Here is a 24376-nt window from a genome sequence, read left to right as displayed (position 1 = left end):
TTTCGGTCTAAATCGACCCCGCCACAGTTTTGCCCGCCGCCCTTGATGGGGCGAGCGGGCTTTCTTTCGTCTGGAGGGTGCGATGCGCGAGACGATGCGTCTTCGGGTGAAGCCGGAGATGAGCACGCTTTTGCGCAGTGCATCGGACGAGCTGGACGAAGTGAATGCGATTGTAGCGCTGGGCATTCGCGATGCGCAGCAGTTCAACGCGCTGGAGCAGCGGGTGCAGCGGATACGGCAGACATTGCTTCAGGCGATGCGCGGCAGCGGTGTGCTGCGGGGTGGCGTGCAGTGAGCATAGGCTTTGATGTGGAGGGCATCGACCTCGACCAGGCGCGGGCAATGGCCGAGCGCGGCGATGGTGATGATAAGTGCAGGGTGCGGCGGCGCTGGCTGCGGCAGGCGGTATTGGAGATCGAGCGCGGGCGCTGGGCTATGGCTCAGTTGCGGGCGGGCGGCATCGATCCTGAATTGCTCGATTATCGTGCAACGCCGGGTTCGCTCGGCATGACGAAATGACGGGTATTGCTGCCGATACTGCCATGCGGCGGTGGTTGATCAGGTTGGCAGGCGACGGTGCGGAGATCTGGCAGCATAGCGTTTCGCCCTGGCGATCGATCACGTTCAGCGGTGAGCGTCATGCGATCTGCCTGAAGCTCTCGACTGAAGAGCAGGTGGCACGGCTTAGCTCGGCCGACCTTGAGGTGATGCCGGTGCGTGGTGCGCTGGTGGTTGAGGCCACGGTGACTGGATCACGCTGGCGGCAGACCAACCCGTGCGACACCAGGTGAAGACCTGGTACTGGACGACCAAGGAAGGGCTGGACGACCGCGAGAAGCAGGACAACGCGCCGTATAGCGAATGGGTGAGCGAGGGCTATCTGACCGTGCTTCCCGGCGCCGTGATCGACATGACGTTTGTGGCTGTCCAGGTGCGCGACATTTGCGCCGAGCACGACGTGGCCTTTCTCGCGTTCGACGTGGCCTTCATGCTGTCATTCGAAGAGGCGTGCGAAGAAATCGGGTTTCCGGTCTGGCGCTATGAAGGCCCGGGTAAGCCTGAAGGCAAGGGTTTGAAGCTGGTTGCGCACGCGCAGGGCACGCGGGTGATGTTCGAAGACAAGCAGCTGTGTATGCCGAAATCGATCACCAAGCTTGAGGATGCGATCCTTTCGGAGACGATCATCATTGATGCGTCACCGGTGACCTACAGCTGCGCGGCCAACGCCGCCCTGATCGAAGACGGGCAGGCCAACCGTGCGTTCGACAAGAAGCGGTCACGCGGGCGGATCGATGGGCTGGTGACGATTGCGATGGCGGTGGGGGCGGCGGCGATGAACGAACAGCCGCCGAAGAAGTCTGTCTATGCGCGCCGTGGCGTGATCCGGGTTTAGAGGGAGATCGCATGAACTTCATCGATCGCCTTCTTGGGCGAGTTGACCGTGTGGCCAGTGCAGAGCCGGAGCGCGAAGAATCACGAACCGTCGCACGCAGTGGGCCGGTCAATGCTTTGACCGCGATGGATTTTGACAGTCCCGTTCTTGCCGAGTTCCTGCGCGATGGGCGCATTTCGGCAGCAGGATTGCCGGTCAACGAGACGATGGCGTTGCGGAACAGCACGTTCTTTCGTGCGGCCAACCTGATCGCATCGTCAATGGGAATGCTGCCCACGCACCTGATGCGGCGCACGATCGCAGCAGATGGCAAGCAGACGATCGGCAAGGCCAAGGATCATCCGCTTTACCGTGTGCTGCTGAAGCGCCCGAACAGTTACCAGACGGCGTTTGAGTTCAAGTCCTACATGCAGCTGCTCGCGCTGCTGGACGGCAATGCATACGGGTTGATCATTCGCGGGATCGTGCGCGGCAAGCCCAACCAGATCGCCCAGATCGTGCCGCTGAAGCGCAAATCGGTGACGCCGAAGCTGTCAGACGATTGGCAGCTGACCTTTGAATATCGCCGCCCCAGCGGTGGCACTGTGATACTGCCAGCGGCAGACGTGTTCCATTTCCGCCATCCGATCTCGAAAGACGGGCTTCGCGGCGTCGATCTTGTCGACATGGCGGTCAATGCCATTGGCATCGCAGCGCAGGCCGAAAAGGCCGCAGGCAAGGTGCTGAAGGGCGGCGTAATGGCCGGTGGCGCGCTGGAGAGCGAGAAGGAGCTGGGCGAAGAGGCCATTAAGAACCTGCGCCAGAGTATGCGCGAACGGCAGGCGGACGGAGAAGCGGCTGGGGAATGGCTGATCCTTGAGGAAGGCCTGAAGGCCAAACCCTTCACCACAGCCAAAGACGCGCAGTATGATGAAATGCGCAGGCGGCAGGCTGAAGAAGTATCACGCTTTACTGGCGTGCCGCGACCGCTGCTGATGTTTGACGAGACGAGTTGGGGCAGCGGTATTGAACAGCTTGGCCTATATTTTGTCACGTACTGCCTGATGCCGTGGTTCATTTCGTGGGAGCAAGCCATCGAGCGCAGTTGCCTGAGCGCAGCTGAGCAGGATGCAGACGAGCTTTACGTCAAATTCAACGAGGGCGCTTTGCTGCGCGGATCGCTGAAAGATCAGGCTGACTTCTTTGCCAAGGCGCTTGGCCCCAACAGCGCATATCGCACGCCGGACGAGGTGCGCAGCGCGTTTGATCTCAACGCTATCGAAGGTGGCGACAAGCTGCCGCAGCCATCGAAAGCGGCTGCAAAAACCAAGGAAACCGTCGATGAGTGATCGTTTGTGCCAGGACATTTGCCGCCGCCTGCCGCATGGCGTCGTGGGCGTGAATGCGCGCCAGCGACCGGGCGCGTTGCCGGTGCCTGCGGGTCGCGGCGTTTCAGCTTTTACGCCCGCGCCGGTGCTAGACCGGTGGAACGCAGATGCTGCGGGCGTTCGACCGGCTGCGCTGGAACCGGGCGACAACGTGATCACCATGTTCGACATTATCGGCGAAGACTGGTGGACCGGCGGCGGGGTGACCGCCAAGAAGATTGCTGCCCAACTTCGCGCCATCGGTGACCGTCCGGTTGAGGTTCAGATCAACAGCCCGGGCGGTGATATGTTCGAAGGGCTGGCGATCTACAACGTTCTGCGCGAACATCCCCAGGATATCACCGTCAAGGTCATGGGCATGGCGGCTTCTGCAGCCTCGGTGATCGCGATGGCGGGCGATACCGTTCAGATCGGCGCGGCATCGTTCGTGATGATTCACAACTGCTGGGTCGTTGCGGTGGGTAACCGCCACGACATGGCGGAAGTTTCCGAATTCCTTGCTCCGTTCGATCAGGCAATGGCCGACGTTTACGCCCAGCGTAGCGGCAAGACATCTGCCGAATGCGCAAAGTGGATGGACGACGAGACCTATATGTCCGGGTCCATTGCGATTGAGCGCGGCTTTGCTGATGCACTGCTGGCAGCCGATCAGACCAAGGTCGATGAAAAGGCCAAGGCTGCCGACGCATCGGTCAACGAAGTCCGTGCAATGGAGCTGGCACTCGTGGCCGGTGGCGCAACGCGCAGCGAAGCCCGCGCACGGATCAACAAAATCAAGGGTACGCCGGGCGCTACCCTCGACCCTGCCAACACGCCTGGCGCTGGCGGCGACCCCGAACTGATCAGTGCCATGCAGGCATTGCTCGACGACTTTCGCAGCTAAACCCAAGAGGTAATCATGAAGCAGATTTTCCGAGCCGCCCTTTCGGCGGTGGCCGCGCTGTGCGCCGTTCCGACCCGTGCAATGGACGATTCCAGCAAGCTGGACGTGTTCAAGGCCCCAACCATTCCGGCGATGCCCCGCGCGATTGTTGGTGCGACCGTGCGTGCAGACGTGACCGGCGACCCGAAGGCGATGATCGCGCAGCTGCAGAGCGCGCACAACGAATTCAAGGCCACGATGGAGGCCAATCTTGGCGCAAAGGCGGACGACACTGTCGTCAACGACAAGCTGGGCAAGATCAACGACACGTTGAGCACGATTGAAGCGTCGCTCAATGAACACACGGCGAAGCTGGCGGCTGCCAATCTTGGCGGCAATGGCGCGGCTCCTGCTCTTGCGGACCCGGAATACTCTACCACCTTTGCATCGTTCGTTCGCGAAGGCGGGCGCAATGAGGAAGAAAAGCTGAAGGCGGCGCATCGCCCTGGCACTCCGCGCGCTGCGATGAGCGAGGGCAGCAATACTGATGGCGGCTATACCACGCCGATCGAATGGGATCGCACCATCACCGGTCGGCTCAAGCTGATCTCGCCGATCCGGCAGGAAGCCACGGTGCAGTCGATCAGCACTGCGGGGTTCACCAAGCTGTTCACGGATCGTGCGGTCGGCTCGGGCTGGCTGGGTGAAACGGCTGCGCGCCCGGCAACGTCCACGCCGCAGTTCACCTCGCTGGCGTTCGGCCTTGGCGAAATCTATGCCAATGCCGCCGCTTCGCAGCAGCTTCTCGACGACAGCGAAATCAACATCGACAGCTGGCTGACCGGCGAGATCGAGACCGAATTCGCCCGCCAGGAGGGCATCGCCCACCTTTCCGGCGATGGGACGAACAAGCCGTTTGGTATCCTGACCTATGTAACCGATGCCGCACAGGCCGCGCGCCACCCTTGGGGTGACATCAAGGTGACCAACAGCGGTCATGCGACCCTGTTCACCACCGACGGTCTGGTCACTGCGGTCTATGAACTGCCAGCGATGTACGAGCCGAACGCCAAGTTCTTCCTCAATCGCTCTTCGCTGGGTGCGATTCGGAAGCTGAAGGATGGGCAGGGCAACTACATCTGGCAGCCCACCTATGTCGCGGGTCAACCCTCGACGCTGATCGGCCGACCGGTTGTGGACGTTCCCGACATGCCAAATGTCGGCGCAGGCAACATCGCTGCGCTGTTTGGCGACATGCGCGAGACGTATCTGATCGTTGACCGCATCGGCGTGCGCATCCTGCGCGATCCCTATACCAACAAGCCGTACATCTGCTTCTACGTGACCAAGCGCACTGGCGGCGGCGTGCAGAACCCCGACTCGATGAAGGCGATCAAGATCTCGGTCTGATCCGACAATCGGTTGATCGAGCAGAGACCGGGCTGGTTCACGCCAGCCCGGATTTTGCCAAGCCCCGTTGATTTCATTTTTAAGATGGAGAAGCCAGATGGCCACCCCGCAAAATTCCAAAGCCGCCACGGCTGCCAAAGCGCCAGTCGAGACGGATGGCGAGCAGGCTCACCCCGCAGTGGACAATGATCTGCGCGCCGGCACGACTTCCAAACAGAACCGGATCGATTTCAACGATCCGACCATGAGCGGGCAGGATGCAGTTGCGCAGAACCTTGCCGAGCAGCGCACTTAAGCTGCTGTTGCAGGCGAGGGTTTGATCATGGCGCTCCCCGTTTCGATCGAAGAGGCCAAGCGCCAGTTGAAGATCGAGCTGGACGAGACCAACCAGGACGCGGAAATCGTGGACTTCATCCGCGACGCTGCCGACTGGGTTGAGCGATACACCGGTCATATCCTTGAAGCGCGTGACGTTGTTGAGCACTTCCGTGGATTTAGCCCGGTTGCGCTGCGGGCGTGGCCGATTCTCGACACGTCAGAACCGGTGGTTGATTACACACCCGGCGGTGGTGTGCCGACTACGCTGGACGCGGTGCTGGACATGACCACGCGCCCTGCGCGCGTCCTGCCGGCTAGCGGTGTGTTCTGGCCGTTCATTGATAGCCAGCAGGCCTTCACCGTGACGATCCGTGCGGGATACGAAGCCCCGGACGATGTGCCGCGCGGGTTGTGCCGGGCGATGCTGGTGTTGATCGGGGCCTATGATGCCGACCGCGAAGGCGGTGACATTCTGGCCAAGGCAGAAGAAGCAGCACGCCGGTTGTGCCAGCGCTACAAGCGTCACACGCTGTGACCAAAGGTGAACTCAATCGCCGGATTTCGGTCTGGCGCAAGCCGTTGATCGACGATGGCACTGCCAGTGTGGAAGGTGCGCCGGTGGAGATCGGCAAGCGCTGGGCCAAGATGGTGGACATCAGCGATGGCGAACGATTGCGCGCCGAGCAGCATGGGCAGGAGCTGGCCACGCGCTTTACCGTGTTGAGTGACAGCCTGACGCGGACGATTACCGGCAAGGATCTGCTGAAGTGCGAAGGCGCATCTTACTATGTGATCGGCACGAAGAGGCTGGGTGCGCGGCGTCGTGATGCCATCGAGATCACCTGCGGTTCGCAGCCGGACGTGGCGCAATGAGGCCTTCTGTCAGGTTTTCGGTTTCACCCGATCTTGAACAGAATTTGCGCAATCTGGCGAAGCTGACGCGCAAGGACGTGGTGATTGAGGCGCTGACTGCCGGTGGCGAGGTGATCGCGGAAGAGGCAAAGCGACTGGTTAAGGTGGTTTCCGGCAATCTGCGCGACAGCATTGGCGTGAGCATTAACGAGCAGAATAGCGCTGGCGGGCAGTCCGGAAAAGGTCACTTCAATGTGTTCATCGGGCCGCGAACGGGTGGTGGTGAACCGCATGATGGATTTTACGGCCACATGATCGAGCGCGGCACATTTCGATTTGGCGCGCAGCCGTTCATGGCCCCGGCGTTCGACACGATGGGTGAGGAGGCAGGGGAAGTGGCCATTGACCATATCCGTGCCGAATTCACGCGCCTGACGAAACGCGCGTAAAGAGGGCTGAGCGTGGAAGAACCTATCCGCAGCCTGTTGCTGGAGGCGTCAGGCATTGCCGCGCTTGTGGGGAGTAGGATCGATTGGGGTGTTCGTCCGCAGGGCGATGCACTGCCTGCCATCGTGCTTTCGCGCACTTCCAGCGTGACCGGCATGAAGCTTTCCGGGCCATCGGGCTGGACGCGATCACGCATCTACGTGGAATGCTGGGGCCGGACCTACAAGGTTGCGCGCGATATCGCTGATCTGATCGGCGGTGATGACGGTGTGCTCAGTGGGTTGCGAACGACATCGGGCGGGATTCAGCTTCGTACTTTCATTGTCGGCCGTCGCGCCGATCAGGAGACCGACAGTGTCGGTGTTCTTCACCGGACCGCGCTCGACGTGATGGTCTGGCACGCCAACGGCTGAAGGGGAGGCCATCATGAAGATCGTGAACACCACTGCATTTATCGACAAGCAGGCGAAGGATGATGCTGCCGCGCAGGTAAAGGCCGGGACGGAAATGACCGTGTCCGACGAACGCGGCGCGGAACTGATCGCACTCGGACTGGCCGAAGCGGTGCAGGCCGAACCCGCCACCGCCGCCACCAGCACCACCGGCAGCACCACCGGCAGCACCACCGGCAGCACCACCAGCAAAAAGTAACTCGGCGAAATCGCCATCGAGGAGGAAAACATGGCAGCTACCAATGCGGCGACCGACATCGGTTTCGCCACCACTTTCGGTAAAGTCGTCGCCAGCGTCTATACCGAGTTTGCCGAAGTCACCGAGCTTTCGCCACCCGAACTTTCGCGCGACAGCGTGGATTTCACGCACCACGGCAGCCCTGACGGCTATCGTGAATTCAAGCCGGGCCTTTCCGATGGCGGCGAAGCGACTCTTTCGTACAATCTTGTGCCGGGCCTGCTGGACGATGCGGTGATAGCCGCGCATCTGGCGACGAAAACAGTCGATGAATGGCGCATCGTCTTTCCCAACGGTGCGAAGCTGGATTTCAAGGGCTTTGCCACGGCTCACGCCCACGCCACGCCGATGGAAGACAAGATGACGGGTTCTGCGACCTTCAAGGTTTCGGGCAAGCCCGTGCTGACGCCGGCGGCCTGATATGACCGCTGGCGCCAATCTCCAGCGCGGGCAGCTGGGCTTCGAAATCGGCAATGATCGCTGGATTTTTGCCTTCACCACGAACGCGCTGTGCGCTGTGGAGGAAGAATTCGATCTGAAGGACATCAGCGAGCTGGAGACAGTGCTGAGCAAATCGCCTTCGCTGCGCACGATCCGCAAGCTGTTCCGCATCGGCCTTACCGATTGCCAACCTGAGATGACCGACCACGAGGCCGGGGCCATCATGGAAGCAGTGGGCGGCTTGGAACCATCGCTGGAACTGATCATGCGCGCGGTGGAACAGGCTTTCCCGGAGGCCGCCAATAACGGCACTGCGGACCCCATGCTGGGGACGCCCAAGACGAAGGGCGTCCCTGGGACTGGGCCGCGCTCCAGACGAGCTGGTGCGAAGCTGGCCTAGACCCGGTCCAGTACTGGACCTTGACACCGCGTGAGATCGCCCGCGTGTTTGAAGGCAAGGCGCAGGCGGCACGCAACCGTCAGGATCTGGTGATGCAGGCCGCATGGACCGCTGCTGCACTGGGCCGGATCAAGAAGATGCCACGCCTCAAAGATATGCTGTCGGCGCAGCCGAAGCGATCAAAGCCGGTCAGCTGGCAGGCCATGTATGCATCGGCGGCTTCGTGGGCTGCGGCATTTGGTGAAATCCGAACTGAAGGAGACGCTGCATGAACATGGCAGTCGTCGGAGCGGCGCGCGTCGTCTTTGGTGCCGATACTTCGGAATTCGATTCTGCGGCCAAGGGCGTTGAAGGCGTCCTTGGCCAGCTGATCGACAAGTTTCACCAGTTTGAAAATCGCATCAAAGGCATTGGGGCAGGCGTAACGCTCGGAATCACGGTGCCTTTTGCTGCAATGGTCCGTGCGGTAGACAAGACTGCCGGATCGTTTGAAGGGCAGATGAAGCGTGTAGAGGCCGCGCTGGGCAATGTGACCGGCGAAGAGCTGAAACAGTTGTCCGATCAGGCGCGGACCTTGGGACCGCAGGTTGGCAAAGGCGCAACCGAAGCTGCCGGCGCAATCGAGTCACTGGGGCTGGCGGGTGTTTCAACTGCCGATATTCTCGGCGGTGCGCTCAAGGCCTCGCTCGATCTGTCCGCAGCGGGCATGGTGGACGCCAGCGCATCTTCAGCGCTTGTCACCGATGTGATGTCGCAGTTCAATGTGGCTGCGGCGGGCCTTCCCGGCGTCGTTAGCAACGTTGTGGGCGCGCTGGACAGTTCGAAGTTCGGTTTTGACGATTTCCGTTTGGCAGTGGGGCAAGGCGGCGCAGTGGCCGCGTCGGCCGGCGTGAACTTCACCGATTTTGCCACGGCGATCTCTGCCACCAGCGGACAATTTTCCAGCGGTTCGGACGCGGGCACATCATTCAAGACCTATATCCAGAGCCTCGTCGGCAACAGTAAGGAAGCCAAGCGGGCGATGGAGCAGCTTGGCATTTCGTTTTTCGATGTGCGCACTGGCGAGATGAAGCCGCTGGCAGAGCAATCGCAGATCCTGCGCGAAGCGCTGGGCGGGCTGACGGATGAATCGAAAACTGAAGCCCTGAAAACAATCTTCGGATCGGACGCCTCGCGCACTGCCATTGGCTTGATGGAACAGGGGCGCGAGGGATTTGAAAAGCTGCAAGCCGCCATTGCCGGGGGCGATGTTGCGGCGAAAATCCAGAAGCGGATGGAAGGTTCTGAAGCTGCGGGAAAGCGGATCGATGTCGCGTGGGAAAGCGTGAAAACTGCGCTGGGGATCGATACCGGTCTTCTCGACATTGTTACCTCGATCAAAAACGGCTTTGCCGGGATGCTCGAAGCCATCGCCAAGGCACCGCCTGCGGTCTTGAAGGTGGGTGCGGTGTTTTCGGCCCTGGCTGCGGCCATCGGGCCGCTTTTGCTTGTTGTTGGTCAACTTGGGGCGATCCTGCTGGCAAACTTTGCCGCATCGAAATTCGGACTGATCGGACGCGCGCTGGGGCTGATAATTGCACCGGTTTCGACGCTTATCACGATGCTGGGAGAAGTTGGCTTGGCGCGCGTGCTGACGATGGTGGGATCGCGGCTGCTTGGCCTGATGGGACCGGTAGGCTGGGCGATCAGCGCATTCCTGCTGTTCAAGGATGAGATCATCTTTGCACTGACTGCGGTTTGGAACGGTCTGGTCGAGACGCTGGGACCACCGCTTCAGGCGATTTTCACCAAGCTGGGCACGCTCTTTGAAAAGCTGTCTGGCGGTCCAATCGGGTCTGGCATCCAGAGCCTGATAGATCTGTTCTGGTCGGTAAAAGATGTGATCGGGACCGTGCTGGTCGGTGCGATCATGCTGGCGGGCGAAGTGATCGAGCGGACGCTTGCGGCAATTGTCACGGTCATCTCCGGCGTAGTCGATGTCGTTATTGGCGTAGTGGACGTGATCAGCGCGCTTTTGCGCGGTGATTTTGCAGGTGCCTGGGAAGCAGCGGCAGGCATTGTTGGCGATGTATTCGACACGCTGGTCGGCATAATTGCCGCCTTTGTGCCAGAAATCCGCGCTGAACTTTCGCTGGTATATTGGCTGGCCAAAGAATGGCTGGTCGACAAGTTCCAAGCCATAATGGGCTGGTTTTCCGGGATCGTTCAGTCCGGCGTCAACTACGTGGCGGATGCTTTCCCGAATGTGGTGGCCGCTGCCAAATCCGTTTACACCGGCGTGAAGGGGTGGCTGGTCGACAAATTCGGCGGGCTGATGACGTGGATTGGCAAAATTGCCAAATGGATCGGCGACAAATATGCGGCTTTGAAGAAGCGGCTTGGCCTTGGCGAGAGTGGCGGCGACACGACGCCGGGTGCGCCTGAGAAGCCGAAGCAGGAAGATGCGCCATCGACGCCAAAACCCAAGCGTCCGGTGGACTTTGCCGGTGAGCCGAAGGCATCCGGTGGAGGTGGCAGCAAGGGGCGTGGCGGCGGCGCATCCGCCGATGACCAGCGGGAAAACCGCCAGCAGATCAAGGATGACCTTGAACTGGAAGCGGCGCGTCTGCGTGGTGACATCGAGGCCGAACGGGCGATCCGTAACCGGCTGGACCTTGCCAAGCAGATCGAAGCCTATCAGCGCACTGGCCTTTCGCTGGAATCGGCCACGACTGCGGCAAAGCAGGACATGGTTCTGCTGGAGGCTGCGCGCCGTGATGGGCTTTCCAAAGATCTGGAACGCGATGAGGCCGCGCACAAGATCGATCTTGCGCGGATTGCGGGCAACCGCACGCTGGAAGAGACGCTTCAGCGCCAGCAGGAGCTGAAGGACCGCATCGCGGCGTTTCAGCGCGACGGATTGTCTTTGGAAGAAGCCACCGGGCGTGCGCTGCGTCAGCAACTTGAAACCGATCAGGCCCGCGCGGCATTGCGCAGGCAGCTGCTGGCGGAGGATGAGCAGGACCGTCAGTTGCGCCTGGCACAGGCACGCGGCGATAGCGAAGAGCGCATCAGGCAGTTGCAGCGCGAAATCGAGATCCGCAACCGACAGCGTGAACTTGAACGCGATATGGACCCGGTTGCGGCGCAAGAGCAGGCGACGCTTGAGTGGGACGAGATGGACAAGGCGCGCCAGACCGGGGTGTTCCGCGATACGTTCAAGGACGGCATGCGCGCCGCGCTGGATGGCGACCTCAAGGGCTGGTTCAAGAACTGGTGGAGAGACCGCGTGGCCAAGGGGATGGAAGAAGCCCTGAACAGTCTGGCCGATCTTATCGCAGGACTGTTTTCCAAAGCTGGCAGTTCTGGCGGCGGTGGTGGTGGGATCGGCGGGGCGATTTCTTCAATTCTTGGCGGGGTTTTTGGCAAGCCCGGCTTCGGTAGTGCCAGCAGCATCATGGCCAGCACAAACGCCAGCCTTGCCACGGATAGAACCGGTATGGTGCCGGGATTTGCGACCGGCGGTTCATTCAAGGTGGCCGGTCGATCCGGGATTGATCGGAACCTGATTTCATTCCGCGCAACTGCGGGTGAGATGGTGGACATCACAAGGCCGGGGGCAGACGGCGGGGCGCGTGGAGGCGGCGACGCCATGCAGGTGAAAGTTCTGCCATCGAAATACTTCGACGTGCATGTGATGCAGGGGGTTGCTGCGGCGGCTCCGTCGATTGTTGAGGGCGGGGCGCAGACGGCCATCGGACGGATCGGAAAGAGCAACGCGCGACGGATCGGGTTCGGGTGATGCTTTTCGAAGAAGGAAGCCTAACCCCGGGTCAAGCCCGGGGCGACGGGGTGTGTGACGCCCCGGATCAAGTCCGGGCTGACGTCCTTCGACAGCCTCAGGATGAGCGGGGGGCAGTGCAGTGATCATTCTGCCCGACAGATATTCGCCGCGCCTGGTGGGTTTTGAGGCGCTGGCCAGCGGTTTTGATGTTCGCACTGCGCGGGGCAATCTGGCCGGGCGGGTAGTGACGCCGGGCGGACGCTTTGCCATCACGATTGAATTTCCGACGATGGAATATGAAAGCGCGATGGAGCTGCAATCGCTGCTGGTTTCGGCCAAGAGCGAAGGATTGCGCATGGCCATGCCGCTGGGCGGCAACTTGCAGGCCGGGGGCGCAGGCGCGGTGGATGGCAGCGGGGCGGCAGGCACAACGCTGCCGGTGAAGGGCCTGACCCCAGGGGCGATGATCCGGCAAGGGTATTGGGCAACCGTCATCGATGCCGAGGGAAACCATTGTCTGCACAAGATAGCTGCGCCCGTTCGGGTTGGGGCTGACGGGAAGGCGAATCTTGCGGTCAACTTTCCGTTGCGCACGCTGCTGGCCGATAACGACGTGGTGCTGCTTGCGCGGCCTTTGATCGAGGGGCTGATCACCACCGAGGTCAACTGGCAGATCCCGCCGGAGAAGTACGTGACGGGGCTGGGCTTCCGCATCGAGGAAATGGAAGCGGTGGGTGCCCCGTGATCTGGCACAAGTGCAACCTGATCAAGCTGGAGCTGCCGACGCGGACGGTGCGGCTGTGCGATGGCGGGGTGATAGTCTGGGGATCGGAAACCTTCAGGGGCCGCGATGCGGTGTTCGGGTGTGTGACCGGGGCCGAGGCATTAACCGAGGGAGTGGGCAATGAAGTGCCGGCCTTTTCGATCACGTTCAGCCCGGAGGCCAGCGCGGCGCCGTCTGACCTGAATCAGCCGGGGTTCCAGACGGCGCGGCTGCGGTTCTGGATTGCGGACTGGACGCCTGCGACCTGCGCGGTGGCGGGCACGCCGCAACTGATGTTCGATGGGCAACTGGATCAGGTGGAGCTGCAGTTCAGCGGCACCACGCGGGAGCTGGAAAGCAGCATCGTTTCCAGCGCCGAGCGGTTGTTTGCCGCGCGGCGGGGGAATGGGTGTTCGCCTACCTTTCACAAGAGCGTGTGGGCGGGCGAGACGGGGCATGATGAAGCCACCGGGCTGACGATCCCGCGCGCATGGGGTGTGGAAGCGCCGGCGGCGACGGGGTCTGTTTATAACGGTGCGGTTGGGATGTTTGGGCGCGGCGGGTTTGTTGGGGTGGAGCGGTGATCCTTCGACAAGCTCAGGATGAGCGGATTTCGAAATGAGCGGGGAAGAAGGAAGCCTTGGCCCGGATCATGTCCGGTCTGACGAAAGAGAAAGTCGGTATCAGGAAGGGGACCGCTGGTTTGATCCAGCGAAGCCGGTGCCTGATCAGGTGCGGCGGCAGATGGCTACGGCGAAGACGCGGGATGCTTATATCGGGCGGGCGTTTGCGTGGAAGGCTGGGCATACCTGCGTTCACATGGCGCGGTTTCATTTGTTGGCGATGGGGCACAGGCCGCCGGTGATGCCGGGGTTTCGGTCTGCGATCGGGGCGAAGCGGGCGCTTTCGCGCAATGGCTGGGCGGGGGTGGAGGACATGCTGGACAGCATGTTGCCGCGGATTGCGCCGTTGCAGATGCGCCTGGGCGATCTGGCGGCGGGGCCGGGGCTAGATGGCATCGGGGCGGTGTTCGTGTGCGTGCCGCCTTTCAAGCTGCTGGGATGGCATGAGGATGCCGAGCAGGCGGTTGTGATCGATTTTGACCGCGATGTGCTGACGGGTTGCTGGAAGGTCTAGTCCTTCGATCCTTCGACAGGCTCAGGATGAGCGGAAGTAGAGAAGCCTAGGCCCGGATCAAGTCCGGGCTGACGATAAGGGTGTGCAGGGTTGTGTCCAAGGCGCTGAAGGTCATCGGGACGATTGCTTCCGTTGTCGCCCTAGCTGTGCCTGGATTGCAGCCGTTTGGAGCGTTGGGGCTTTCGGCGGCGACGGCGACCAGTGTGGCGGCGTTTGCCGGGTTGGCGGCCAGCGTCTCATTTCTGGGCGCGGGCGTGCTGCAGAAGGCTCCACCGGCGCGGGGTTCGGTTTCGCAGGTGGTGGTGGCGGTCGATCCGCCGCGGCCGCTGGTTATGGGTGAGGGGTATGTGGGCGGCGTCGTGCGCTATGATGCGGCCTATGGCGGGACGGTTTCGAAAGTGCCGAATCCGTATCTGTGGCAGGTGCATGTTTATAACGGCTGCGGGCCGAATGAATCGATCACGCCATATATCGAATTTGCGCCGGTATCTTCGTATTACACCGACTTTCTCTATACCGACACGCAACTGGGGGCCTCCCCGGAAAGCGCGGCGCTGACGCCGCATTGGTCCGGCGCGCCATCGTGGGGCAGCAGTTCCAAGCTATCGGGCTTTGCCGCCATCGGGTGGAACGCCAAGTTCGACAAGGATGCAAAGCGCTTTGCCAATGGGCTTCCGATCTTCGGGGCCTATGGCAAATGGGCGCCCGCCTATGACCCAAGGCTGGACAGCACGCGTAGCGGGGGCAGTGGCGCGCACCGGGTGAACGATCCCGATACATGGGAATGGACTGATAACCCCGCGCTCTTCGCGGGAACATACGCTTACGGGTACTACCAGAACGACGAGCCAGTGATGGGTATGGCGCTGGCCGATGAAGCGGTTGACTGGGTGGCGGTGGCCGATTGGGCCAACGTTTGCGAAGACAATGGCTGGACGATCTTTGGCAGGGTGTTCGAACCCGGCGATGCCAACCAGCGGTGGGCCAACCTGGTGGACATTTGCATTGCCGGTGGTGGTCAGCCCATTCCGGGCGCGCAGCTTTCGTTCCATTACTGGGCGCCGCGCATCAGCCTAGGCACGATCACGGAAAAGGCGCTGGCCGAAGGCACGCGACGCATCACGGCGATGAAGGGCAATGCCGCGCGCATCAACGCCATCGTGCCCAAGTTTACCGATCCGGGCAGCAATTTTGAGCAGGTGGCGGCCGAGGAAGTGATCGCCACCACGCTGGTGGTCGAAGACGGCGAAAAGAAGACCGAGGAATTCCCGTTCAATCTGGTGAAGGACGTGAACCAGGCGTCACAACTGGCGATGTACCGGATCTATGCCGCGCGCGAATTGTCAGTCCCTGAACTGCCGCTGCTTCCGGGATATGAATTTATCCGGCCCGGCGAATGCTGGACTTTCGATCTGCCCGACATGGGGCTGGAAGAGCAGGACTGCATCGTGTGGAACCGCACGATCGATCCGTCCACGTTCGGCACCAAGCTGGCGCTGGAAACCGAAACGGCGGCAAAGCATCCCTTCTGCCTTGGGCAAACGGGTGTGGCTCCGCCAACGCCCAGCATCGGGCTGACGCCGCAGGAGCGCGACGAGATGGCAGCGGCGGCGATCCTGCCGCCTGCCTATGTGCAGCAGGCGATTGCCAACAGTTACTACACGCTGGCCGATCCGATGGTGCCGCTGTTGCAGGCCACAGACGATGAAATCACGATCAACAATTTCAGCCGAACCTACACCGGCATCAGGGTGACGGTGGTGACCGGCGCGGTGCTGACCACCGAGGACGACGGCACCACCGCGCTGACGCCTTCGACCAAGTACCACATCTATTACGACGACGACACGCTGACCGACACCACGCCCGCGTTCAAGGCGACACTGGTGGATGCGGTGGCGGTGAACAGCAACGACAACCCTGCCCGGCATTATCTGGGCACGGTGACCACCGATGTGACCGGTGGGACCGGCAGCAGCGGCGGCGGCGGCGGGCCTCCGGGCTGGGGCGGCGGCGACTGGAATTATCAGGTACCATAGGGGACATCGATGGCGACGACATTCGACACCTGGCTGCAAACTTTGCAGGCCGGGGGCAAAGGTGGTGCGTCTGTTGCACTGAAAATCGCCACGCGCGGTCTGGCGTGGGAAGACGTGATCGAGATTTCGGGCGACTGGTCCGACGCCACGATTGAAGGATCGATCCGCGCTGCGCCCGATGCAGCCAGCGTGCTGGCCGTGGTGACGGTGGGCAGCGGCAGCTATGAAGCGGGCGATGATGTGACCACGTTTGACGTGAGCCTTGCCAGCGGCAGCGGCAGCAACAGCACGGGCATTCTGCCATCTGACACTGACGGTGATGGCGTGGAGTACCTGCCTATCGCTTTTTACATGACGCTCGCCCCAGCTTCGCAAGAGCTGCTGTTCGGCGCGGCATTTCCCCTGACTGGAAAGGTCTGACATGGTTGCGCTGACGTTCGGCAACAGGCCGATCACTTTGCAGGTGGGCGAAAATACCGGCGCGGCCCGGCGCGCGGCGGCGGCGGCACAGGCCGCGCTGAGCGGTATCGAGGACGTGCGCGATGAAGTGGATGGCCTGGTGGCAGGCATCACCCTGCCCGGCCTGCTTGGCACCACGTCGAGCCTGCCATTCATCACCGAGCTTTCATCGCAGATGGAGCTGATCGTGGTGTCGGGCGGGGTTGGATACCGCACCACATTGCAGGTGTTCAAGAAGTGGCTGGGGCTGATCCCGCTGCCTGTTCCGGCAGGCCCGCGCGCGTTGCTTGCTGGGGACAGCCGTCAGGCGGGGGGGGTCGCGCCTCAAACCGTCGGCGCTACAGCGGGTATGACTACAGGTGTGCCGATGGCCCTGCGCCTGTCCAGCATCCCAATGTGGATGCTTCATGGTTTGAATTGGCCGATGGACGTGATTGGTCAGTGGACGCTCGGCGGGTCAAAGACATCTGAAACCTGCAATGATCATGCGATGGCGGTCATGCTTGCGCGGCGACCTCATTATATCAATTTGGTGGTTTCAACGAACGACGCCGTCGACTTCACGAGAGTTGGCGGGTTGCTGCCGATCCCGCTCGGTGATCCAGATGCAGACCCGGCTACCCTTGCCCGCGTGGGCGACCGCGCACCGTCTGGCGACGGGTTGGCGGCGCAAGGCACCACTTTCGGCAATCTGGACAAGTTTATCAGGCTGATGGGCGACCCAGTAGCGAACGGACTCGGCTGGCCTGTGGTCGTGTGCCTGTGTGAATTTCCGACCGAAAACTCAGGGCGAAGATCAACCAACCGTGCGGTCTATCTGTGGTTTAAAAAGCATGTCGAACTTGCCACCTACTCAAACCTGCAACCTGCCTCTGTTTACCCGGCGATGCTGGCAGACCCGGCGATGCTGGACGGGCCTGTCGCGGACGAAGTGGTTCGCACGGATATTGAAGCGGTTGTCGGGCCGCTGCGTGACAGTGAGGACAAGGCCGGGTTCCTGCACCAAGGGCCACCCGGTGGGCGGTTCATGGGTGAACTTCTCTCGGTCCACCCTGATACAGTCGCGATCTTCGGCGACATGCCATCGCGCGTTCTCGTACCGGATGGCACAAATGACGCGTCATTTGTGAATGATAATCCCACTGTGTCTGTTGGCGATGGCAGCGGCACGCTGGGCTATATCAGTTCGTCCTCTCCCGTCCCGACCGGCGTTGTGGCGGAGGGTTGGGCTCTGGGTCATAACGTCACCACCGGGTCAATCGGTGTTGTCGCTTCGTTCGATGGCGGCGAACAGATCGTCACGATCACGCGCACGGGTGGATCATCCGCCACCACGGTTCGCAAAGTCGAACTGCGTGGGCCGGATATTGCGATCACGCCTGTCGTGGGTGATGTTTACGTGGTCGATGCAGCATTCGAAATTCCAGGGCGAACCACGCAAGACGTGTTCGGCGTTTTCCCGCATCTTTTTTTCAACGAGCCGGGGTTGGTTGACGATTACGGACAGGATATTTCTTCGGGCGAATATGGTGCGTTCGGATCGCAGAACCCGAACTACTTCCCGAAGGACGGCGACGCGATTATCTCGCATGGCGTTCCGTTCGAAATCACCCCGGCTATTGCAGCCAGTGCGACTGGGACAATCGCTATGTCGGTGCGCTGCCCGATTTTCTTCTCGGACGCGATGGATACTGCGACGACCGGCGCGCTGGCAGTCAAGATCAAGTGGCTGACCCTGCGCAAATACACCACCGACGCAGCGCATGTTTCGCCGCCTGCTGTGCCTGAACCCGGACCGGAGTTCCTGACTGCGCCAAGCATTTCGGGCAGTCTGTTTGTGGGTGGCACGATCACTGTGAACAATGGCACGCTTTCAGGCGGGACGATCACTGATAGCCGGTTGCTGCGGGATGGCGTGCAAGTGGCGACTTTGGGTGGCAGTTATGACCTGACCAGCGCTGACTTGGGCAAGAAGTTCCTGTTCGAAAACACCGGCACCGATGGTGATGGGGTGGTGATCGGCTACTCCGAACCGTTCGGCCCGATCGGTACTCCATCGGCTGAACTGGCTGCATTGATCGCCGCGCTGGAGGGTGTGGAAAACAACGCGATCTTCGATTTCACCACCGGTTCGGTGACCGGCACTGTGTATCGATGCGAGGATTATAGCGGCAACAACAACCCTGCCATTCAGACCGCGACGACATACCACCCGACCACCAGTTCTACTCTCGGTGCGGTCATGGACGGTGTGGACCAATGCGCTGGATACACGTGGCAGACCGCTGCACCGACGACGGTTTCGGTGATCATGACCGCGAAGAAGGATATTGCCGCAAACAACAAGCGGATGCTTTCGGATGGCACCGCGAGCGCAACGAATGTGATGTTGCAGTACACGGATACCGGCACCAACGCGCTGCCCGGCACTGTGACGGTGGATGGAGTGGCGGTGACCACCCGCGATGGATTGTACGAGGCTCTGAATGACGGACTTGAGCACACAATCGTCGCCACCGGGCAGAACGTATCAGCATATCCAGCGCTGTTCTTCGGTCGCATCACCGGATCGCATCAAGGGTCTATCCGGCGTGGGGCGGTGATTGATGAAAGCACTTCGTCACTGACTGCGGCGCGCGCGGCAGGGGTGGCTTGGGTTCAGGCCTCGGCATGACTGTAAAAGCAAGGACATGATCATGAATCATCACGAAACCCTCAAGACGGGTGGCGATGTTTCTGCGTCGGCGGCGTCGACGCTCGTCATCATATCACACTGGTCGGAGATCCTGACGCCGATCATCGCGGTGCTGGTGGGGCTGCTGACGTTGCTATGGTGGACCATCAGGCTGTGGGACCGGTTCAAAGCCGGTCAGGCAGGGGAAGCGCCATGAATACGCAGGCGTCTGAACGCCTTGAGCCGGTTTCGGTGCTGGTGAAGGGCACGCTGGCGAGCGTGGTTGGCCTGGCCACTGCGCTGCTGCTGCTGCGCGAGGTGCCGCTGGAGGAGAGCGGGCGGAAGGTGGACGTGCAGATCGCGCCGGATGGCACCGCCAAGGTGCGGCACGTATCCGGCAAGCAATACCTGCGGGCCTATCTGGACGCGGTAGGGGTGGCGACCGCCTGCGACGGGCTGACCAGCGTGAATGGGCGGCGCGTGACGATGAAGGACCGCTTCACCGAAGCGCAGTGCGCCGCGATGCTGGAGGCCGAGCTGGTGCGCCATGCGGTGGAAGTGATGAAATGCACACCGGGCCTGTCGCTCTCGATTCCCGGCCGGGACAATGCGCGGGGAATGTCGATTTCATTGGCGTACAATATCGGTCCGCCGCGGTGGTGTGGATCAACCGCGGCGCGACACATGAACGCAGGCCGCGTGCGCGCCGCCTGCGATGCCTTTTTGCCGTGGAACAAGGGCACCTTCGCCCGCCCGCAGCCCGGCAAGGCCTGCACCCGCAAGCGCGATGGCAAATGGCTGTGCCCCATCACCGGCCTGACCGCGCGCCGCCAGCGCGAGCGCGCACAATGCCTGAAGGACGCGTGATGAACTGGATCAGAGCAAACCTGTGGCGCGCGGTGGCCACCGCTGCGCTGGCCGCTGCTGCCGCGCTGGCGCTGTGGATCTTCGGTGCGCCGATCATCGGGGGTGGGCTGCTTTCCAATCTGGATCGCGTGACCCAGCTCCGCGAGGCCGAGGCGAGCAGCCATCGCACAACCAAGGCGAACATTCGCGCGGCGCAGGCGTCTGCCACTGCCGCGCAGGCCGCTGTCAACCAGCAACCGGCGCTGACCAGCGCAAACATTGCGGAGATCTCCGATGCGACTGCCCCTGCTTATTATGATGCTGTACAGCGCGCTGCTGCTGACCGGGTGCGACCGGGCCGAAGCGCCGCTCAATGTGCGGGCAGCGTTGCCGATCTGCCCGGAACCGATCGTGCTACCGCAAGCGATGTGGAAGATGCCGGACCTGCCGGACTGGTTTCCGATGCCGACAGCGTTCTGGTCAGGCGAAGCGACTGGACCAAAATCATTGCTGCCGCCGGACAAGCCGCAATGTGTGCCCGCGCGGGGCAGGAATTGATCCGACGCGGCGTGGCGGTGCCGGGGCCACCCAGCGAAGAGCTTGGGGGGATAACAGGGGGATAACGCAGGGCGCGCAGCGCCCCTGAAAGCCCCGGAAACCGGGCCTGAAATTCCAGCGCGGCGGATGGTGTATCCGCCGCGAATGACGTCATGGCGTCTTCTTGACTGCGCCAAGACATGCATTTCGGGTCAGTTTGCGATTTTGCGCAAGTTGGAGATTTCCATGTTGAGTGACGCCGATCTGCGGCGGGCACGCCTGCGCGCGCGTCCCTACAAGTTGTGGGACGGGCAGGGGCTTCATCTGCTGATCGTGCCAAACGGGCGGCGCACCTGGTTGCTACGGTCACGCGCCGGTGGCCGCGAACGCCTGGTCACAATCGGGACCTATCCTGACGTCGGCATCGAGGAGGCGAGGCGCCGTGCAGATCTGGCGCGGGTCGGCCTGCCGTTCAGTGACGCATTGACCAGCAAAACATTTGAGCAATGTGCGCGGGACTGGCACGCGCTTCATGCGCCGCACTGGTCGACCGTTCACGCGGCCGACGTGCTGGCCAGTCTGGAGCGCGATGTGTTCCCGGCGATCGGCGGCGAGCCGGTGGCAGAGATCGGCGCGCCCGACGTGTTATCGGCAATTCGCGCGGTGGAGGCGCGGGGCAATGGCCAGACCGCCCGCCGGTTGCGCCAGCGCTGCGCTGCGGTGTTTGGCTATGCGATTGCAGAAGGGCTCCGCAAGGACGACAACCCGGCACGCGATATCGGTCAGGCTTTGCTGCCGCCACGCCTGTCCAGGCCACACCCGGCGCTGACATCGATCGAGGATTGCCGCGCGCTGCTGATGGCGTGCGACCTTTTTGCCGGTGCCAGCGAAATGGTGCGGCTGGCATCGCGATTCCTCGCGCTCACCGCTGTGCGGCTGGATGCGGTGCGCGGGATGGTTTGGGATGAGATCGAGCAGCACGCGGGCGTAACGGTGTGGCGGGTGCCGCCCGCGCGGATGAAGCTGGCCAAGGCGAAGAAGGAAGAGGCGCGGTTCGCGCACCTGGTGCCGCTTTCGCAAGCGGCCGTGGCAGTGCTGGGCCGCGCGGCCGAATTGTCCGGCTCTCGTAATGGACTGGTTTTTCGGGGCAGGGCGCAAAACTCGCCCATCGGCGAGCGGGCTATCCTCGATCTTTATGCCGAAGCCGGGTTTCGCGGCCGGCACGTGCCCCACGGCTGGCGGGCCTCATTCTCTACCATCATGAATGAACGACGTCCGGGGGACCGGTCCGCGATCGATCTCGCCCTGGCGCATACGCCGAAGGACAAAGTGGAGGCGGCGTATAACCGGGCCGAAATGCTCGATCAGCGTCATGCGCTGCTGGAGGAGTGGGGTGCTTTGCTCTGCGGATAAGCGCTCAAAGCGCTGCCCTGTTTGGCACCGGCCACGGCGCGGCAAAGTGGCACGGGTTTTGCCCTTACCTCTGGGAAGCCCCGGAGACGCGTATGCGGCTCCGTTCGCCGGTGCCTCCGGCGGTTCGTTTGCGTTCTGACTGGACCTGACAGGTGGCGCGTGGGGGATCAAACTACGCATGGCGACATGGATATGTCGCCATTCATTGTAAGGATCAGAATGATCCCCCGGTTTCTCTCGTCCTGCCGGATTCGCGCTTCTGCCCATCGCGCGCATCGATGAGCGCCGCGATTCTCGCGAAGGTTTCGCCCTGCAGCCGGTCTCCGGCCCAATGCTCGGCAATAAGGTCGGTTGCGCTCAGCTTGTCGACCATCGCCTTCCAGTCGGCTTTGTCCTGCTTGCGTCGCCATGCTTCGTCATCTGGCACAGGTCCGTCATCGATGAGGCGGCGGGCGATGGTCTCCAGTTCCTCGGGCAAGGTGAGGACATAGGCGTTGGGGATCTGCTCGACCTGTGGCCCAGCTTCGCCCTTGTTCTCGGTCGGCCGACTGCGCCTGATCCAGTGGAGGAAGCCTTGCCGTCGCAATCGCACCAGCGCTTCATGCACAGCTGAGTAGCTGTGGCCGACCTTTTCGGCGATAGTGCCGATGGAAGGCTCTAGCCTTCCGGTCGCATAGTCGACCATCTCATACAGCACTTCGAGGACGGCGATTCCGATTGCGCCGATTGCGCCATTGCGGACGCCTTTCTTCGCACCCTGAAGCGCGCGCCGCGTGCGCAGCTCGACCCGTTTGGCCATCTGCAGCGCGCTCGCGAGATAGCGGGCAGCGTTGCGTTTGGTGCCCCGCTTTGCGCCTACGCCAATAGGTTTCCACAACCGGTCCTCAAGCTGACCTTCGTAGTAGCTGTTTCGCCAGACCGGCTGGCCGCTGCGGAAAATCTTCTCCGGCTTGACCGGGGGTGGCAGGTGGCCACCGCCGATGCCCGGAAGCGCGATTTCGCCAATGCGCCGGGTTGTGCCAGTGCGGGCCGTCATGCGCGGCCTCCCGTGGCGGTCAGTCGCCGATCTTGGGCGCCAGACTGGAGGCTGGCGGCAAGCCTTCCATAAGGAACGCCGCCCATTCCTGCGCGATCTCTCGACGCCGCGGCATGTATGCCGCGCGATTGTAGATCGGCTCCACTCCTTCCTGCATATGCGCCAGCATCAGATCGATGATCTCGCGATCGCCAGTCCGTCCGGCGATTGCGGCACGTTCGTTCATGATCGTGCTGAAGGACGCGCGCCAGCCATGTGGCACATGGCGCCCCCGTAAATTCGCTTCGCGGTAATGCTTGCTCAGCGTTGAATCGCTGATCGGTTTTCGCCTGTCGCCCACGCCCGGGAACAATAGGGTAGGGCTGGGGCTGGCCTGCATCGCGGCCTTTGCGGCTTCCACCGCCTCGGGCGACAGCGGCACGAGAAATTCGTAGGTCGAATCGCGCTTTTTCTTGCGCGTAAGCTTCATCTTGACGGCTGGTATACGCCAGATCGGTGCGTCGCCGTCCAGATCCTCGAACTCCGCTCTCTCGGCCAATCTGACAACCCCGGGCCGCGCCGCTGTCAACGCCAGAAGCCGGGATGACAACAGCGTCGCCCAATAAGGCTCGCCCGTCGATTCGGTTGCCGGCAGGATTGTGCGCACTTCGGCTGGCTTCAGCAGTGCGGGGCGCAACTTCGGATCTGTCGGCTGGACAGCCTTGCGGATCAGCGCGGCCGGATCGGTCTCGGCAATCCCGGACGATATTGCCCAGACAAACACGTCCGAAATATGAAGGCGGACGCGATGTGCCATCTCGTGCGCACCGCGTGCTTCCACGCCGCGTATAACCTTTAGAACCATTGGCGCGGTGATCTGCCGGATCGGTATGGAGCCGATCAAACGGAAGACATTCTCTCGAAGTCGATCGATGATCTGCGATGCATAGCGCTGGTTTAGCGTCTTCGCACGCTGCTCGTGCCAAGCATTGGCAACCTTCTCGAACGTATCCAGCGCTTCGACCGCTGCCACCGCCTTGCGCTTTTTTCGCTCGATTGATGGATCCTTGTCCATCGCAATTTCCCGGCGTGCCTGATCCCGCAGTTCCCGGGCACGTGCCAAGGTGATCTCGGGATAGCTGCCGAGCGTCAACTTCTTCTCCTTGGCGCCGAACCGATACTTCATGCACCAAGACTTCGAACCTGCCGGCGTGATCCGCAGATACAGCCCACGCTCGTCGAAGAGCTTTCGCTCTTTCTCGGCGGGTAAGGCCTTGCGGCAAGCTGTGTCGGTCAGCACGAGAAAGTTCCGAAGGCGCGGCCCCGGAAAAGGCCCCATATGGCGGGGCTTTTGAATGCGACTCGATGCGACACCATGCATGTGGTTTCGCGTCAAACCCGCAGTACTTCAAGGGTTTTAAGTCTTCATGCGCCTTGATGCGACAATGAAGTGGCTCCCTGAGTAGGATTCGAACCTACGACCAAGTGATTAACAGTCACCTACTCTACCGCTGAGCTATCAGGGAGCAGCCTCGGTTGCCCGGGGCAGG

The 24376-nt window shown here is 61.8% G+C and carries 29 protein-coding genes and 1 tRNA gene; 27 read left to right on the top strand and 3 right to left on the bottom strand.

Translation table 11 applies throughout. The features are described from left to right. Window positions 1-118 precede the first annotated feature (118 nt). From B7X90_RS01845 to B7X90_RS01715, 27 genes are all read left to right on the top strand, one after another. Window positions 119-295, top strand: coding sequence for a hypothetical protein (locus B7X90_RS01845; protein ID WP_292621151.1), 177 nt, complete (start codon window positions 119-121; stop codon window positions 293-295). Continuing rightward, window positions 292-519 (top strand): hypothetical protein, encoded by a 228-nt coding sequence (locus tag B7X90_RS01840; RefSeq protein WP_292621149.1) that lies wholly within the window; start codon window positions 292-294, stop codon window positions 517-519. The genes B7X90_RS01845 and B7X90_RS01840 overlap by 4 nt, the downstream gene beginning before the upstream one ends. Then, window positions 516-791: a hypothetical protein gene (locus B7X90_RS01835; RefSeq protein ID WP_292621147.1), complete on the top strand. Its 276-nt coding sequence runs from the start codon at window positions 516-518 to the stop codon at window positions 789-791. The genes B7X90_RS01840 and B7X90_RS01835 overlap by 4 nt, the downstream gene beginning before the upstream one ends. Continuing rightward, the gene (locus B7X90_RS01830) at window positions 788-1393 is read left to right on the top strand and encodes a terminase TerL endonuclease subunit (protein WP_292621145.1); all 606 of its coding nucleotides are present in this window, start codon (window positions 788-790) and stop codon (window positions 1391-1393) included. The genes B7X90_RS01835 and B7X90_RS01830 overlap by 4 nt, the downstream gene beginning before the upstream one ends. Window positions 1394-1404: 11 nt before the next feature. Then, window positions 1405-2721, top strand: coding sequence for a phage portal protein (locus B7X90_RS01825; protein WP_292621143.1), 1317 nt, complete (start codon window positions 1405-1407; stop codon window positions 2719-2721). After that, complete coding sequence (locus B7X90_RS01820; protein WP_292621140.1) at window positions 2714-3643, top strand: head maturation protease, ClpP-related; 930 nt, start codon at window positions 2714-2716, stop codon at window positions 3641-3643. The genes B7X90_RS01825 and B7X90_RS01820 overlap by 8 nt, the downstream gene beginning before the upstream one ends. A gap of 15 nt (window positions 3644-3658) precedes the next feature. Continuing rightward, the gene (locus B7X90_RS01815) at window positions 3659-5032 is read left to right on the top strand and encodes a phage major capsid protein (protein WP_292621138.1); all 1374 of its coding nucleotides are present in this window, start codon (window positions 3659-3661) and stop codon (window positions 5030-5032) included. A gap of 97 nt (window positions 5033-5129) precedes the next feature. Continuing rightward, on the top strand, window positions 5130-5327 hold the full coding sequence (locus tag B7X90_RS01810) for a hypothetical protein (RefSeq protein ID WP_292621136.1): 198 nt from the start codon (window positions 5130-5132) through the stop codon (window positions 5325-5327). Window positions 5328-5354: 27 nt separating this feature from the next. Then, on the top strand, window positions 5355-5885 hold the full coding sequence (locus B7X90_RS01805; protein WP_292621134.1) for a phage head-tail connector protein: 531 nt from the start codon (window positions 5355-5357) through the stop codon (window positions 5883-5885). Continuing rightward, window positions 5882-6223 (top strand): head-tail adaptor protein, encoded by a 342-nt coding sequence (locus B7X90_RS01800; protein ID WP_292621132.1) that lies wholly within the window; start codon window positions 5882-5884, stop codon window positions 6221-6223. Before B7X90_RS01805 ends, B7X90_RS01800 begins: the two co-directional genes overlap by 4 nt. Next, window positions 6220-6651, top strand: a complete 432-nt coding sequence (locus B7X90_RS01795) for an HK97-gp10 family putative phage morphogenesis protein (RefSeq protein WP_292621131.1) — start codon at window positions 6220-6222, stop codon at window positions 6649-6651. The genes B7X90_RS01800 and B7X90_RS01795 overlap by 4 nt, the downstream gene beginning before the upstream one ends. 12 nt (window positions 6652-6663) lie before the next feature. Next, the gene (locus tag B7X90_RS01790) at window positions 6664-7062 is read left to right on the top strand and encodes a DUF3168 domain-containing protein (RefSeq protein WP_292621130.1); all 399 of its coding nucleotides are present in this window, start codon (window positions 6664-6666) and stop codon (window positions 7060-7062) included. Between the two features lie 13 nt (window positions 7063-7075). Then, window positions 7076-7300, top strand: coding sequence for a hypothetical protein (locus B7X90_RS01785; protein WP_292621128.1), 225 nt, complete (start codon window positions 7076-7078; stop codon window positions 7298-7300). A gap of 30 nt (window positions 7301-7330) precedes the next feature. After that, the gene (locus tag B7X90_RS01780) at window positions 7331-7759 is read left to right on the top strand and encodes a phage tail tube protein (protein ID WP_292621127.1); all 429 of its coding nucleotides are present in this window, start codon (window positions 7331-7333) and stop codon (window positions 7757-7759) included. Window position 7760: 1 nt separating this feature from the next. After that, complete coding sequence (locus B7X90_RS01775; RefSeq protein WP_292621125.1) at window positions 7761-8180, top strand: hypothetical protein; 420 nt, start codon at window positions 7761-7763, stop codon at window positions 8178-8180. Between the two features lie 20 nt (window positions 8181-8200). Beyond that, window positions 8201-8452, top strand: a complete 252-nt coding sequence (locus tag B7X90_RS01770) for a hypothetical protein (RefSeq protein WP_292621124.1) — start codon at window positions 8201-8203, stop codon at window positions 8450-8452. Then, complete coding sequence (locus B7X90_RS01765; protein ID WP_292621122.1) at window positions 8449-11961, top strand: phage tail tape measure protein; 3513 nt, start codon at window positions 8449-8451, stop codon at window positions 11959-11961. The genes B7X90_RS01770 and B7X90_RS01765 overlap by 4 nt, the downstream gene beginning before the upstream one ends. Window positions 11962-12082: 121 nt before the next feature. Continuing rightward, complete coding sequence (locus B7X90_RS01760) at window positions 12083-12688, top strand: hypothetical protein (protein ID WP_292621120.1); 606 nt, start codon at window positions 12083-12085, stop codon at window positions 12686-12688. After that, window positions 12685-13290 carry a hypothetical protein gene (locus tag B7X90_RS01755; RefSeq protein WP_292621118.1) on the top strand — a complete coding sequence of 202 codons (606 nt, stop codon included), beginning with the start codon at window positions 12685-12687 and terminating at the stop codon, window positions 13288-13290. Before B7X90_RS01760 ends, B7X90_RS01755 begins: the two co-directional genes overlap by 4 nt. A gap of 34 nt (window positions 13291-13324) precedes the next feature. Next, on the top strand, window positions 13325-13843 hold the full coding sequence (locus tag B7X90_RS01750; protein WP_292621117.1) for a hypothetical protein: 519 nt from the start codon (window positions 13325-13327) through the stop codon (window positions 13841-13843). 92 nt (window positions 13844-13935) lie between these two features. Next, window positions 13936-15882 carry a hypothetical protein gene (locus B7X90_RS01745; protein ID WP_292621115.1) on the top strand — a complete coding sequence of 649 codons (1947 nt, stop codon included), beginning with the start codon at window positions 13936-13938 and terminating at the stop codon, window positions 15880-15882. A 9-nt stretch (window positions 15883-15891) separates the two neighbouring features. Next, window positions 15892-16302 (top strand): hypothetical protein, encoded by a 411-nt coding sequence (locus B7X90_RS01740; protein WP_292621114.1) that lies wholly within the window; start codon window positions 15892-15894, stop codon window positions 16300-16302. 1 nt (window position 16303) lies between these two features. Beyond that, window positions 16304-19015, top strand: a complete 2712-nt coding sequence (locus B7X90_RS01735) for a hypothetical protein (protein ID WP_292621112.1) — start codon at window positions 16304-16306, stop codon at window positions 19013-19015. Between the two features lie 22 nt (window positions 19016-19037). Next, on the top strand, window positions 19038-19232 hold the full coding sequence (locus tag B7X90_RS01730) for a hypothetical protein (protein ID WP_292621111.1): 195 nt from the start codon (window positions 19038-19040) through the stop codon (window positions 19230-19232). Continuing rightward, a complete protein-coding gene (locus tag B7X90_RS01725; RefSeq protein WP_292621109.1) occupies window positions 19229-19882 on the top strand; it encodes a glycoside hydrolase family protein in 654 nt (217 codons plus the stop codon). The genes B7X90_RS01730 and B7X90_RS01725 overlap by 4 nt, the downstream gene beginning before the upstream one ends. Continuing rightward, window positions 19882-20484, top strand: a complete 603-nt coding sequence (locus B7X90_RS01720) for a hypothetical protein (RefSeq protein ID WP_292621107.1) — start codon at window positions 19882-19884, stop codon at window positions 20482-20484. Before B7X90_RS01725 ends, B7X90_RS01720 begins: the two co-directional genes overlap by 1 nt. 160 nt (window positions 20485-20644) lie before the next feature. After that, a complete protein-coding gene (locus B7X90_RS01715; RefSeq protein ID WP_292621105.1) occupies window positions 20645-21811 on the top strand; it encodes an integrase arm-type DNA-binding domain-containing protein in 1167 nt (388 codons plus the stop codon). A 214-nt stretch (window positions 21812-22025) separates the two neighbouring features. On the opposite strand, the gene B7X90_RS01710 is transcribed toward B7X90_RS01715, so the two are convergent. The 3 genes from B7X90_RS01710 to B7X90_RS01700 all read right to left on the bottom strand — a co-directional run bounded on the left by B7X90_RS01710 (window position 22026) and on the right by B7X90_RS01700 (window position 24352). Continuing rightward, window positions 22026-22847, bottom strand: a complete 822-nt coding sequence (locus B7X90_RS01710; RefSeq protein ID WP_292621103.1) for a hypothetical protein — start codon at window positions 22845-22847, stop codon at window positions 22026-22028. 19 nt (window positions 22848-22866) lie between these two features. After that, window positions 22867-24126, bottom strand: a complete 1260-nt coding sequence (locus B7X90_RS01705; protein ID WP_292621100.1) for an integrase arm-type DNA-binding domain-containing protein — start codon at window positions 24124-24126, stop codon at window positions 22867-22869. A gap of 151 nt (window positions 24127-24277) precedes the next feature. Then, window positions 24278-24352, bottom strand: a tRNA-Asn gene (locus B7X90_RS01700). Window positions 24353-24376: the final 24 nt, after the last annotated feature.

This window comes from Novosphingobium sp. 17-62-19 (genome assembly GCF_002256775.1).
Classification (GTDB): Bacteria; Pseudomonadota; Alphaproteobacteria; order Sphingomonadales; family Sphingomonadaceae; genus Novosphingobium.
Note: the sequence above shows the minus strand (reverse complement) of the source record. Positions and strands in the feature narration are given on the sequence as shown.

Excerpts from the sequence above, each read along its gene's own strand:
- B7X90_RS01845 (WP_292621151.1), top strand. The coding sequence starts at position 119 with ATGAGCACGCTTTTGCGCAGTGCATCGGACGAGCTGGACGAAGTGAAT.
- B7X90_RS01835 (WP_292621147.1), top strand. The coding sequence starts at position 516 with ATGACGGGTATTGCTGCCGATACTGCCATGCGGCGGTGGTTGATCAGG.
- B7X90_RS01825 (WP_292621143.1), top strand. The coding sequence starts at position 1,405 with ATGAACTTCATCGATCGCCTTCTTGGGCGAGTTGACCGTGTGGCCAGT.
- B7X90_RS01820 (WP_292621140.1), top strand. The coding sequence starts at position 2,714 with ATGAGTGATCGTTTGTGCCAGGACATTTGCCGCCGCCTGCCGCATGGC.
- B7X90_RS01815 (WP_292621138.1), top strand. The coding sequence starts at position 3,659 with ATGAAGCAGATTTTCCGAGCCGCCCTTTCGGCGGTGGCCGCGCTGTGC.
- B7X90_RS01810 (WP_292621136.1), top strand. The coding sequence starts at position 5,130 with ATGGCCACCCCGCAAAATTCCAAAGCCGCCACGGCTGCCAAAGCGCCA.
- B7X90_RS01805 (WP_292621134.1), top strand. The coding sequence starts at position 5,355 with ATGGCGCTCCCCGTTTCGATCGAAGAGGCCAAGCGCCAGTTGAAGATC.
- B7X90_RS01795 (WP_292621131.1), top strand. The coding sequence starts at position 6,220 with ATGAGGCCTTCTGTCAGGTTTTCGGTTTCACCCGATCTTGAACAGAAT.
- B7X90_RS01785 (WP_292621128.1), top strand. The coding sequence starts at position 7,076 with ATGAAGATCGTGAACACCACTGCATTTATCGACAAGCAGGCGAAGGAT.
- B7X90_RS01780 (WP_292621127.1), top strand. The coding sequence starts at position 7,331 with ATGGCAGCTACCAATGCGGCGACCGACATCGGTTTCGCCACCACTTTC.
- B7X90_RS01775 (WP_292621125.1), top strand. The coding sequence starts at position 7,761 with ATGACCGCTGGCGCCAATCTCCAGCGCGGGCAGCTGGGCTTCGAAATC.
- B7X90_RS01765 (WP_292621122.1), top strand. The coding sequence starts at position 8,449 with ATGAACATGGCAGTCGTCGGAGCGGCGCGCGTCGTCTTTGGTGCCGAT.
- B7X90_RS01750 (WP_292621117.1), top strand. The coding sequence starts at position 13,325 with ATGAGCGGGGAAGAAGGAAGCCTTGGCCCGGATCATGTCCGGTCTGAC.
- B7X90_RS01740 (WP_292621114.1), top strand. The coding sequence starts at position 15,892 with ATGGCGACGACATTCGACACCTGGCTGCAAACTTTGCAGGCCGGGGGC.
- B7X90_RS01735 (WP_292621112.1), top strand. The coding sequence starts at position 16,304 with ATGGTTGCGCTGACGTTCGGCAACAGGCCGATCACTTTGCAGGTGGGC.
- B7X90_RS01730 (WP_292621111.1), top strand. The coding sequence starts at position 19,038 with ATGAATCATCACGAAACCCTCAAGACGGGTGGCGATGTTTCTGCGTCG.
- B7X90_RS01725 (WP_292621109.1), top strand. The coding sequence starts at position 19,229 with ATGAATACGCAGGCGTCTGAACGCCTTGAGCCGGTTTCGGTGCTGGTG.
- B7X90_RS01720 (WP_292621107.1), top strand. The coding sequence starts at position 19,882 with ATGAACTGGATCAGAGCAAACCTGTGGCGCGCGGTGGCCACCGCTGCG.
- B7X90_RS01715 (WP_292621105.1), top strand. The coding sequence starts at position 20,645 with ATGTTGAGTGACGCCGATCTGCGGCGGGCACGCCTGCGCGCGCGTCCC.
- B7X90_RS01710 (WP_292621103.1), bottom strand. The coding sequence starts at position 22,847 with ATGACGGCCCGCACTGGCACAACCCGGCGCATTGGCGAAATCGCGCTT.